The following is a 12,399-nucleotide window of genomic DNA, read 5'->3' on the forward strand; positions in this document are numbered from 1 at the left end:
CCTCACATAAAGCGCCTCCCGACCAGATTGCAGGCATAAAAAAACCGCTCCAAAGAGCGGTTTTTTAGTGTGGCGAGAAACGATTACTCGTTGTCGCCGCCGAGGCCTGCGTTCAGCAGCTCTGCGAGGCTCGCAGTCGCTTCTTCCGCGCTCACCTGCGGTGCAGCCGGGGTTTCGCCTGCCGCACGGCGACGCATGCGGTCCTGGTGGTACGCATAACCTGTACCAGCCGGGATCAGACGGCCCACGATGACGTTCTCTTTCAAACCGCGCAGTTCGTCGCGTTTGCCCGCAACGGCTGCTTCGGTAAGCACGCGAGTCGTCTCCTGGAACGATGCCGCAGAGATAAAGGACTCGGTTGCCAGAGACGCTTTGGTGATACCCAGCAGATCGCGCATATAGGTTGCGCCAATTTTGCCGTTCGCTTCCAGGTCGCGGTTAGCGATCTTGACGCGAGAGTATTCCACCTGCTCACCTTCCAGGAACTCGGAGCTGCCCGCGTTCATGATGGTGGCTTTACGCAGCATCTGACGAACGATAACTTCGATGTGCTTATCGTTGATCTTAACGCCCTGCAGACGGTAAACGTCCTGTACTTCGTTAACGATGTAACGAGTCACAGCCTGAACGCCACGCAGACGCAGAATGTCGTGCGGCGCTTCCGGACCGTCGGAGATAACGTCACCACGTTCCACACGTTCGCCTTCGAACACGTTGAGCTGACGCCATTTCGGAATCATCTCTTCGTACGGATCGCTACCGTCAACCGGCGTGATCACCAGACGACGTTTGCCTTTGGTCTCTTTACCGAAGGAGACGATACCCGCCACTTCAGCAAGGATCGCCGGCTCTTTCGGACGACGCGCTTCGAACAGGTCCGCAACGCGCGGCAGACCACCGGTGATGTCCTTGGTACCGCCGGATTCCTGCGGAATACGCGCCAGGGTGTCACCGGAGCTGATCTGCACGCCATCTTCCAGCTGAACGATAGCTTTACCCGGCAGGAAGTACTGAGCCGGCATGTCGGTGCCCGGAATCAGAACGTCATCGCCGTTAGCGTCAACGATTTTCAGCGCCGGACGCAGGTCTTTACCGCCAGCGGTACGCTCTGCAGAATCCAGAACCACCAGCGAAGAAAGGCCGGTCAGTTCGTCGGTCTGACGCGTAATGGTCTGGCCGTCGATCATGTCCGTGAAGCGAATGTAACCGCTCACCTCGGTGATAACCGGCATGGTGTGCGGGTCCCAGTTTGCTACAGTTTCGCCGCCAGCAACCTGCTCGCCATCGCCTTTCGCCATAACCGCACCGTAAGGCACTTTATAGCTTTCTTTAGTACGACCGAATTCGTCGATAAGCTTCAGCTCGGTGTTACGAGAAGTGATAACCAGTTTACCGCTGGAGTTCACAACCGTCTTCGCGTTGCTGAGGCGGATGCTACCTTTGTTTTTCACCTGGATGCTGGATTCAGCAGCCGCACGAGACGCCGCACCACCGATGTGGAACGTACGCATGGTCAGCTGTGTACCCGGCTCACCGATGGACTGTGCTGCGATAACGCCGATAGCCTCACCTTTGTTGATGATGTGGCCACGCGCGAGATCGCGACCGTAGCAGTGCGCACATACACCAAAGTCGGTGTCACAGGTTACAACGGAACGCACTTTCACAGAGTCAACAGAGTTCGCTTCCAGCAGATCACACCAGTGCTCATGCAGCAGTGTGTTACGCGGAACCAGAATATCTGCGGTACCCGGCTTCAGAACGTCTTCAGCAGTCACACGACCCAGTACGCGATCGCGCAGCGGCTCTTTAACATCGCCACCCTCGATAACCGGGGTCATGGTGATGCCTTCCAGCGTGCCGCAATCATCTTCGGTCACAACCAGGTCCTGCGCGACGTCAACCAGACGACGAGTCAGGTAACCGGAGTTCGCGGTTTTCAGTGCGGTATCCGCCAGACCTTTACGAGCACCGTGGGTCGAGATGAAGTACTGGAGTACGTTCAGACCTTCACGGAAGTTCGCGGTGATCGGCGTTTCGATGATGGAGCCATCCGGCTTCGCCATCAGACCACGCATACCTGCCAGCTGACGAATCTGCGCAGCAGAACCACGCGCACCGGAGTCGGCCATCATGTAGATGCTGTTGAAGGAAACCTGCTGCTCTTCTTCGCCGTTACGGTTGATAACGGTTTCGGTCTGCAGGTTATCCATCATCGCCTTGGATACACGATCGTTCGCCGCGGCCCAGATATCGATAACTTTGTTATAACGTTCGCCAGCAGTTACCAGACCAGACTGGAACTGTTCCTGGATTTCAGCCACTTCTGCTTCGGCTTCGGCGATGATCTCAGCTTTTTTCGCCGGGATAACCATATCGTCGATACCAACGGAAGCACCAGAACGCGCTGCATACGCAAAACCGGTATACATGGTCTGGTCCGCAAAAATAACGGTCGGCTTCAGGCCCAGAATGCGGTAACAGGTGTTCAGCATTTTGGAGATCGCTTTCTTACCGAGCGGCTGGTTCACAATAGAGAACGGCAGACCTTTCGGTACGATCATCCACAGGATCGCACGACCTACGGTAGTGTCGATCAGGCTGGTTTTCGCTACGAACTCGCCGTTCGCGTCTTTTTCGTATTCAGTGATACGAACTTTTACGCGAGCGTGCAGTTCAGCCTGGCCAGAGCGGTACAGACGTTCCGCTTCTTTCGGGCCAGTCAGCACCATGCCTTCGCCTTTGGCGTTAATCTTGTCGCGGGTCATGTAGTACAGACCCAGTACAACGTCCTGAGACGGAACGATGATAGGTTCGCCGTTCGCCGGGGACAGGATGTTGTTGGTAGACATCATCAGCGCACGCGCTTCCAGCTGGGCTTCCAGCGTCAGCGGTACGTGAACAGCCATCTGGTCACCATCGAAGTCGGCGTTGTACGCCGCACATACCAGCGGGTGCAGCTGAATAGCTTTACCTTCGATCAGTACCGGTTCGAACGCCTGAATACCCAGACGGTGCAGGGTCGGCGCACGGTTCAGCAGTACCGGGTGCTCACGGATGACTTCGTCCAGGATATCCCAAACGACCGCTTCTTCGCGCTCAACCATTTTCTTGGCGGCTTTAATGGTGGTCGCAAGGCCACGCAGTTCCAGCTTGCCGTAGATGAAAGGTTTGAACAGCTCCAGCGCCATTTTCTTCGGCAGACCGCACTGATGCAGACGCAGGTACGGACCAACGGTAATTACGGAACGACCGGAGTAGTCCACGCGCTTACCGAGCAGGTTCTGACGGAAACGACCCTGCTTACCTTTGATCATGTCAGCCAGAGACTTCAGCGGACGCTTGTTGGAGCCGGTGATCGCACGACCGCGACGACCGTTATCCAGCAGGGCGTCTACCGCTTCCTGCAGCATACGTTTTTCGTTGCGCACGATGATGTCCGGCGCAGCCAGATCCAGCAGACGCTTCAGACGGTTGTTACGGTTAATAACGCGACGATACAGATCGTTCAGATCCGACGTTGCGAAACGACCACCATCCAGCGGAACCAGCGGACGCAGATCCGGCGGCAGCACTGGCAGCACGGTCAGGATCATCCACTCCGGCTTGTTGCCAGACTGTACGAATGCTTCCAGCAGTTTGATACGCTTGGTCAGCTTCTTACGCTTGGTTTCGGAGTTGGTTTCGTTCAGCTCTTCACGCAGCTGTTCGCATTCCTGCTCCAGGTCCATGCTCTTGAGCAGGGCCTGGATAGCTTCCGCACCCATTTTTGCGTCGAATTCGTCGCCGAACTCTTCCAGCGCGTCCAGGTACTGTTCTTCAGTCAGGATCTGACGACGCTCGAGGTTGGTCATGCCGCCCTCGATAACAACGTAAGATTCGAAGTACAGAACACGTTCGATATCGCGCAGCGGCATATCCAGCAGCAAACCGATACGGGACGGCAGGGACTTCAGGAACCAGATGTGCGCGGTCGGGGAAGCCAGTTCAATGTGGCCCATGCGCTCACGACGCACTTTGGTCTGGGTCACTTCAACGCCGCACTTCTCACAAATCACACCGCGGTGTTTCAGGCGCTTGTACTTACCGCACAGGCACTCATAGTCTTTTACCGGCCCGAAAATACGGGCGCAGAACAGACCGTCACGCTCAGGTTTGAACGTACGGTAGTTAATGGTTTCCGGCTTTTTAACTTCACCGAACGACCATGAACGGATCATGTCTGGCGACGCCAGAGCAATTTTGATCGCATCAAACTCTTCGGTTTTAGTTTGCGCTTTCAGAAACTTTAATAAGTCTTTCACGGATTGGCTCCCGTCGGAGTTAGCACATTCTGCTGCGGAGCGTTAACTCCGCAGCAGTGACCTGTTTGAGCGAGAATTACTCGTCTTCCAGTTCGATGTTGATGCCCAGCGAGCGGATCTCTTTCAACAGTACGTTGAAAGATTCTGGCATGCCCGGTTCCATCTGATGGTTGCCATCCACGATGTTCTTATACATCTTGGTACGGCCGTTCACGTCATCAGACTTAACGGTCAGCATTTCCTGCAGGGTATAGGCTGCGCCGTATGCTTCAAGCGCCCACACTTCCATCTCACCGAAGCGCTGGCCACCGAACTGAGCCTTACCACCCAGCGGCTGCTGAGTAACCAGGCTGTAAGAACCGGTAGAACGAGCATGCATCTTGTCATCGACCAAGTGGTTCAGTTTCAGCATATACATGTAACCTACGGTTACCGGACGCTCGAACTGCTCACCGGTGCGGCCGTCAAACAGAGTGATCTGGCCGGAAGTCGGCAGGTCGCCCAGTTGCAGCAGCTCTTTAATTTCCGCTTCTTTCGCACCGTCGAATACCGGCGTTGCGATCGGCATACCTTTACGCAGGTTTTCAGCCAGACGCAGCACTTCTTCATCGCTGAAGGTGCTCAGGTCGACTTTCTGGCGAATATCAGCGCCCAGATCGTAAGCGCGCTGGATAAACTCACGCAGCTTCGCCACTTCCTGCTGCTGTTTCAGCATGGCGTTAATCTTGTCGCCAATGCCTTTCGCCGCCATACCCAGATGGGTTTCCAGAATCTGACCGATGTTCATACGAGACGGTACGCCCAGCGGGTTCAGTACGATATCTACCGGCGTGCCGTTTTCATCGTAAGGCATATCCTCGATCGGGTTGATCTTGGAGATAACACCCTTGTTACCGTGGCGGCCTGCCATCTTGTCACCCGGCTGAATCTGACGTTTAACGGCGAGATAGACCTTAACGATCTTCAGCACGCCTGGCGCCAGATCGTCGCCCTGGGTGATTTTGCGGCGCTTCGCTTCGAGTTTCTTCTCAAACTCGTGCTTAAGCTCATCGTACTGCTCAGCCAGCTGCTCCAGCTGGTTCTGCTTCTCTTCGTCGGTCAGGCCCAGTTCCAGCCAGCGATCGCGCGGCAGTTTGTCGAGCTTCTCAGCTTCAACGCCACCGGCAATCAGCACAGCGCGGATACGAGCAAACAGGCCGGCTTCGAGGATCTGCAGTTCTTCAGTCAGGTCTTTTTTCGCCTGCTTCAGCTGCATCTCTTCGATTTCGAGAGCGCGTTTGTCTTTCTCTACGCCATCACGGGTGAAGACCTGAACGTCGATGACGGTACCTGACACGCCGTTCGGCACGCGCAGGGAAGAGTCTTTAACGTCAGACGCTTTTTCACCGAAGATCGCACGCAGCAGCTTCTCTTCCGGAGTCAGTTGGGTTTCACCTTTCGGCGTTACTTTACCAACCAGGATGTCGCCGCCAGTGACTTCCGCACCGATATACACGATGCCGGATTCATCCAGTTTAGAGAGCGCAGCCTCACCCACGTTCGGGATGTCAGCGGTGATCTCTTCCGGCCCCAGCTTGGTGTCGCGAGACACGCACGCCAGTTCCTGAATATGGATGGTGGTGAAGCGATCTTCCTGAACCACACGCTCGGAAACGAGAATGGAGTCTTCGAAGTTGTAACCGTTCCACGGCATGAACGCTACGCGCATGTTCTGACCGAGCGCCAGTTCACCGAGGTCGGTGGACGGGCCGTCCGCCAGCACGTCGCCGCGCTCAACCGGTTCATTCAGAGAAACACACGGCATCTGGTTGATGCAGGTGTTCTGGTTAGAACGGGTGTACTTAGTCAGGTTGTAAATATCGATGCCCGCTTCGCCCGGATACATCTCGTCTTCGTTAACTTTGATAACGATACGGGACGCATCGACGTACTGTACGGTACCGCCACGCTTCGCAACTGCAGTTACACCAGAGTCAACGGCGACAGCACGCTCCATACCAGTACCAACCAGCGGCTTATCAGCGCGCAGAGTCGGAACTGCCTGACGTTGCATGTTCGCACCCATCAATGCACGGTTGGCGTCATCGTGTTCCAGGAACGGGATCAGGGACGCACCGACGGAAACCACCTGCTGGGTGGAAACGTCCATATAGTCAACCTGGTCTGCGCTGAACAGGCTCGATTCGCCTTTGCTGCGGCAGGTGACCAGATCGTCTGCAAAGCGACCTTCTTCCGTCAGGTTGGTGTTCGCCTGAGCGATAACGTAGTTACCTTCTTCGATAGCGGAGAGGTAATGAATTTCGTCAGTCACCACGCCGTCACGCACTAAACGATACGGCGTTTCGAGGAAGCCATATTCGTTGGTCTGCGCGTAAACAGACAAGGAGTTAATCAGACCGATGTTCGGACCTTCCGGCGTTTCGATCGGACATACGCGACCGTAGTGCGTCGGGTGAACGTCTCGAACTTCAAAGCCCGCACGCTCACGAGTCAGACCGCCTGGGCCGAGCGCGGAGATACGACGCTTGTGCGTAATCTCAGACAGCGGGTTGTTCTGGTCCATAAACTGCGACAGCTGGCTGGAGCCGAAGAACTCTTTCACTGCTGCGGAGATAGGCTTGGCGTTAATCATATCCTGCGGCATCAGCGTATCGAGATCGCCCAGGGACAGACGCTCTTTCACCGCACGCTCTACACGCACCAGGCCAACGCGGAACTGGTTTTCCGCCATTTCGCCTACAGAACGGATACGACGGTTGCCGAGGTGGTCGATATCATCCACTTCGCCTTTGCCGTTACGGATATCGATGAGCTTCTTCATCACGTCGATGATGTCGTCTTTGCTCAGGATACCGGAACCTTCAATCTCTTCGCGCAGCAGAGAACGGTTGAACTTCATGCGGCCTACCGCAGAAAGGTCATAACGGTCTTCAGAGAAGAACAGGTTCTCAAACAGGCTTTCAGCCGCTTCGCGAGTCGGCGGCTCACCCGGGCGCATCATGCGGTAGATTTCTACCAGCGCGCTCAGACGATCGTTAGTCGGGTCGATACGTACAGTCTCAGACATGTACGGACCGTGGTCCAGATCGTTGGTGAACAGCGTTTCAATGCGTTTGTGGCCTGCCTGGCTCAGCTTGGCCAGCAGATCCAGAGAGAGCTCCATGTTGGCCGGGCAAATCAGCTCGCCAGTAGAAGCGTCTACATAATCTTTAGCGGCAACTTTGCCTGCGATGTATTCCACCGGCACTTCGATATGCTTGATATCGTCTTTTTCAAGCTGGCGGATGTGGCGCGCAGTAATACGGCGGCCTTTTTCTACATACACTTTGCCGTTAGCTTCGATGTCGAAGGACGCGGTCTCGCCACGCAGGCGTTCCGGTACCAGCTCCATCTGCAGCTTGTTGTCGCGAATTTCAAACACCACTTTTTCAAAGAACAGGTCGAGGATCTGCTCGGTGGTGTAGTTCAGCGCACGCAGAATAATGGTGGCCGGCAATTTACGACGACGGTCGATACGAACGAACAGGTTGTCTTTCGGATCGAATTCGAAGTCCAGCCAGGAGCCACGGTAAGGGATGATGCGCGCGTTATACAGCACTTTACCCGAAGAGTGGGTTTTGCCTTTATCGCTATCAAAGAAAACGCCAGGGCTACGATGGAGCTGAGAAACGATAACGCGTTCAGTACCGTTAATAACAAAGGTACCGTTATCGGTCATGAGCGGGATTTCGCCCATGTAAACTTCTTGCTCTTTGATGTCCTTAACTGTGCCTTCCGGCGCTTCGCGCTCGTAGATCACCAGACGCAGCTTCACGCGCAGCGGAGCCGAGTAGGTTACGCCACGGATCTGACATTCTTTAACATCAAATACCGGTTCGCCAAGACGGTAGCTGACATATTGCAGTTCCGAATTGCCGCTATAGCTTTGAATCGGGAATACGGAGCGGAAAGCAGCTTCCAGACCGTACTGCCCTTCAGGATCTTGCTCGATAAATTTCTGGAACGAGTCAAGCTGGATAGAAAGGAGATAGGGAACATCCAGAACTTGTGGACGTTTACCAAAATCCTTACGAATACGTTTTTTCTCGGTATAGGAGTAAACCATAGGGTTCCTCAGCTCGCTGACAAGTCGACCCACTCTGTCCGTCGGGGGGACAGTTTATGCAACACCATTTTGTTGACCGGAAAATGGAACACTTTCCGCAATGCCTGTTTCTATCACTCTTAAACCATTTCATTGCGATTTACACAGCGCGGAAGCCCTGTCGCAGTATATTAAGTCGTCGATAGAAACAAGCATTGACGGGTAACCAGTAGTAAAACAGTGTGAAACGCTACTGGTCCCCTGGAGCGCAAAAAGGCTGGTGACCAAAAAGTCACCAGCCATCAGCCTGATTTCTCAGGCTGCAACCAGAAGGGTTGGCTTATTTAACTTCAACTTCAGCGCCAGCTTCTTCCAGGGATTTTTTCAGAGCTTCAGCGTCATCTTTGCTCACGCCTTCTTTCAGAGCAGCCGGAGCAGATTCTACCAGGTCTTTAGCTTCTTTCAGACCCAGGCCAGTCGCGCCACGTACTGCTTTGATAACAGCAACTTTGTTAGCGCCAGCGGCTTTCAGAATAACGTCGAATTCAGTTTTCTCTTCAGCAGCTTCAGCCGGGCCAGCAGCAGCAACAGCTACAGCAGCAGCAGCGGAAACACCGAATTTTTCTTCCATTGCAGAAATCAGTTCTACAACGTCCATTACGGACATAGCGGATACTGCTTCAATGATTTGATCTTTAGTGATAGACATTTAATTGTTCCTGAATATCAGAATAAGTTTTATACGTAAGCAAATGCGCGATTACGCAGCTTCTTTCGCATCGCGAACGGCAGCCAGAGTGCGAACCAGTTTGCCAGCAGCGGCTTCTTTCATGGTTGCCATCAGGCGTGCAATTGCTTCTTCGTAAGTCGGCAGAGTTGCCAGGCGGTCGATCTGAGACGCCGGGATCAGCTCACCTTCAAAGGCAGCGGCTTTGACCTCAAATTTTGCATTCGCTTTCGCGAAATCTTTGAACAGACGAGCAGCAGCGCCCGGGTGTTCCATAGAGTATGCAATCAGGGTCGGACCAACAAACGCGTCTTTCAGGCACTCGAACTGAGTACCTTCAACAACACGGCGCAGCAGGGTGTTACGAACAACACGCATGTATACGCCAGCTTCGCGACCTGCTTTACGCAGTTCAGTCATTTTATCTACGGTAACGCCACGGGAATCCGCGACAACCGCAGACAGCGCGCCTTTGGCTACTTCGCTGACTTCAGCAACAATCGCTTGTTTGTCTTGAAGATTTAAAGCCATTAGCTTTTGCTCCTGGGTTTTAGCCGGGACAAAATGCCCCGGAACTCACTTCACTCTTCCTAACGAAAGAGCGTCGAAATACGGTGAGCAGAAACAAGCCAAAGACTACTTAAAAAATATTCTTCAGGTTCTGTCACCGTCTACGCAGGGAATTAAGTCTCTTGCGAAACACCTGCGGTCTTGGACGGAGGCCTGGATAAGGCCAGGCTCCAACCGAAAATTCTGTTTGTCCTGTTAGCCAGGACAGTGGGCGTAAGATTGTAGACAAATCCGCCGCCCACGTAAAGGGCGATTATTAGTTCGCCGCAGCGCTCAGACCAGCCTGGTCTACAGCAACACCTGCACCCATGGTGGTGGACAGGCTAACTTTCTTGATGTACACGCCTTTCGCAGAAGCCGGTTTTGCTTTTTTCAGAGCAACCAGCAGCGCTTCCAGGTTTTCTTTCAGTTTGTCAGCGTCAAAGTCAACTTTACCAATGGTGGTGTGAATGATGCCGTTTTTGTCGTTGCGGTAACGAACCTGACCGGCTTTAGCGTTTTTAACCGCTTCAGCAACGTTCGGGGTTACGGTGCCCACTTTCGGGTTCGGCATCAGGCCGCGCGGACCCAGTACCTGGCCCAGTTGGCCAACAACGCGCATTGCATCCGGAGAAGCAATAACAACGTCAAAGTTCATTTCGCCTTTCTTGATCTGATCAGCCAGATCTTCCATACCTACCAGCTCAGCGCCAGCTGCCTTAGCAGCTTCAGCGTTCGGGCCCTGGGTAAATACGGCTACGCGAACGGAACGGCCAGTACCGTGCGGCAGTACAGTTGCGCCACGTACGTTCTGGTCAGATTTACGAGCGTCGATGCCGAGGTTAACGGCTACGTCAACGCTTTCAGTGAATTTCGCAGTGGCCAGCTCTTTCAGCAGAGAGATAGCTTCGTTGATTTCGTACTGTTTGGTCGCATCAACTTTTTCACGGATCACGCGCATGCGCTTGGTCAGTTTAGCCATTTCTTAGTCCTCCACTACCAGGCCCATGGAACGTGCAGTACCTTCGATAGAGCGAGTCATCGCTTCAATGTCGGCACCAGTCATGTCCGCAGCTTTGGTCTGAGCAATTTCCTGAACCTGAGCGCGAGTCACTTTACCTACTTTGTCTTTGTTCGGCTTACCGGAACCAGACTTGATACCAGCCGCTTTTTTCAGCAGAACTGCTGCCGGCGGAGTTTTGGTAACGAAGGTGAAAGAACGGTCAGCATAAACGGTAATAACAACCGGAATCGGCAGGCCTTTCTCGATGGAATCCGTTTTTGCGTTGAACGCTTTACAGAATTCCATGATGTTAACGCCCTGCTGACCCAGTGCCGGGCCGACCGGCGGGCTCGGGTTAGCCATGCCAGCTGCAACCTGCAGCTTAACGTAGGCTTGTACTTTCTTAGCCATTTAAATTTCCTCTAATGGGTATAGCGCCTCAAGGAGGCTTCCCGTGATAATAAGTTTTACGCGCCGAAGCCCGTAAAAACAAAAGGCGCGAAATTGTATTCCAATCTCACGCCTTGTGCAATCTGTAATTGCTGTTTTTTCGAACGAGCCTTAGGCTTTTTCAACCTGGCTGAAATCGAGCTCGACCGGAGTCGCGCGACCGAAGATAGAAACAGATACCTTCAGGCGGCTCTTTTCATAGTCAACTTCTTCAACCACGCCGTTAAAGTCAGCAAACGGACCGTCGTTAACGCGAACCATCTCACCCGGCTCAAACAGCGTTTTCGGACGCGGCTTATCGCCAACCTGCTGCAGGCGATTCATGATCGCATCGACTTCTTTGTCGCTGATAGGCGCCGGACGATCGGAGGTGCCGCCAATGAAGCCCATCACACGCGGTACGCTGCGGACAAGGTGCCAGCTCGCATCGTTCATGACCATCTGCACCAGCACATAGCCCGGGAAGAATTTACGTTCGCTTTTGCGACGCTGTCCGCCACGGATTTCGACGACTTCTTCAGTCGGAACCATGACTTCGCCAAACAACTCTTCCATGTTGTGTAATTTGATATGCTCGCGCAGGGAGGTCGCTACACGACCTTCAAAACCGGAAAACGCCTGAACGACGTACCAGCGCTTTTTAGGAGCTTCAGACATCTCAGAACCTCAGGCCAGTGATAAAGGATACCAGGCGGACCAGAATACCATCCAGCCCCCACAGGATCAGGGACATTACAGCAGTTACCGCTGCCACAATTAATGTGGTGTGCAACGTTTCCTGGCGAGTCGGCCAAACCACTTTACGAACTTCGGTTCTCGCTTCACGGGCAAAAGCAACGGTAGCTTTACCTTTGGTCGTTAACAGCGCGACACCACCCGCTGCAGCAATAAGAATGACTACCGCAAGGGCACGCAGCGGCAGAGTAATATCACGATAAATATAGTTGCCCACGATCGCTACAATCAGCAGAGCTGCGACGGCGAGCCATTTCATCGCTTCCAGGCCGCGCCCGCTTCCTTGAGCTTCGGTATTCGCACTCATAAACCAACCTGTCACAATAAACCAGACAAACATTTTTGCCCCGCGAAGGCGAGGCAAACCAGACCGAATTGCTGTTAACTCTGCGCTTCGGAATTTACGCCATCGACAGAGCCTGTCTCAGCAATGATTATGAGAAATAAATCACTGATGAGCCAGGTTCTGGTGTGAGAGCGTGCAAAAAGGGCATCAAATGATGCCCTTTTCTTGCGCATTGCGTCAATTGTTATCAGCGATTAGCCG

Annotated in this window: 8 protein-coding genes; all 8 read right to left on the reverse strand. The window is 53.7% G+C overall.

All coding sequences use genetic code 11. From position 1 onward, the window contains the following. Positions 1 to 83 precede the first annotated feature (83 nt). A complete protein-coding gene (rpoC, locus tag MT962_RS21860) occupies positions 84 to 4,304 on the reverse strand; it encodes a DNA-directed RNA polymerase subunit beta' (protein ID WP_024558464.1) in 4,221 nt (1,406 codons plus the stop codon). Between the two features lie 76 nt (positions 4,305 to 4,380). Beyond that, the gene (rpoB, locus tag MT962_RS21865; protein WP_024558465.1) at positions 4,381 to 8,409 is read right to left on the reverse strand and encodes a DNA-directed RNA polymerase subunit beta; all 4,029 of its coding nucleotides are present in this window, start codon (positions 8,407 to 8,409) and stop codon (positions 4,381 to 4,383) included. A gap of 319 nt (positions 8,410 to 8,728) precedes the next feature. Next, on the reverse strand, positions 8,729 to 9,097 hold the full coding sequence (gene rplL / locus MT962_RS21870; protein ID WP_004387079.1) for a 50S ribosomal protein L7/L12: 369 nt from the start codon (positions 9,095 to 9,097) through the stop codon (positions 8,729 to 8,731). Positions 9,098 to 9,148: 51 nt separating this feature from the next. Beyond that, complete coding sequence (gene rplJ, locus MT962_RS21875) at positions 9,149 to 9,646, reverse strand: 50S ribosomal protein L10 (RefSeq protein ID WP_024558466.1); 498 nt, start codon at positions 9,644 to 9,646, stop codon at positions 9,149 to 9,151. Positions 9,647 to 9,941: 295 nt separating this feature from the next. Then, the gene (gene rplA, locus MT962_RS21880) at positions 9,942 to 10,646 is read right to left on the reverse strand and encodes a 50S ribosomal protein L1 (RefSeq protein WP_024558467.1); all 705 of its coding nucleotides are present in this window, start codon (positions 10,644 to 10,646) and stop codon (positions 9,942 to 9,944) included. A gap of 3 nt (positions 10,647 to 10,649) precedes the next feature. Continuing rightward, positions 10,650 to 11,078: a 50S ribosomal protein L11 gene (rplK, locus tag MT962_RS21885; RefSeq protein ID WP_002438627.1), complete on the reverse strand. Its 429-nt coding sequence runs from the start codon at positions 11,076 to 11,078 to the stop codon at positions 10,650 to 10,652. Between the two features lie 150 nt (positions 11,079 to 11,228). Further along, complete coding sequence (gene nusG, locus MT962_RS21890; protein WP_001287521.1) at positions 11,229 to 11,774, reverse strand: transcription termination/antitermination protein NusG; 546 nt, start codon at positions 11,772 to 11,774, stop codon at positions 11,229 to 11,231. A 1-nt stretch (position 11,775) separates the two neighbouring features. Next, complete coding sequence (secE, locus tag MT962_RS21895) at positions 11,776 to 12,159, reverse strand: preprotein translocase subunit SecE (RefSeq protein ID WP_024554735.1); 384 nt, start codon at positions 12,157 to 12,159, stop codon at positions 11,776 to 11,778. Between the last annotated feature and the right edge of the window lie 240 nt (positions 12,160 to 12,399).

Origin of the sequence: Franconibacter sp. IITDAS19 (genome assembly GCF_023079515.1) — a bacterium.
GTDB lineage: Bacteria > Pseudomonadota > Gammaproteobacteria > Enterobacterales > Enterobacteriaceae > Franconibacter > Franconibacter pulveris.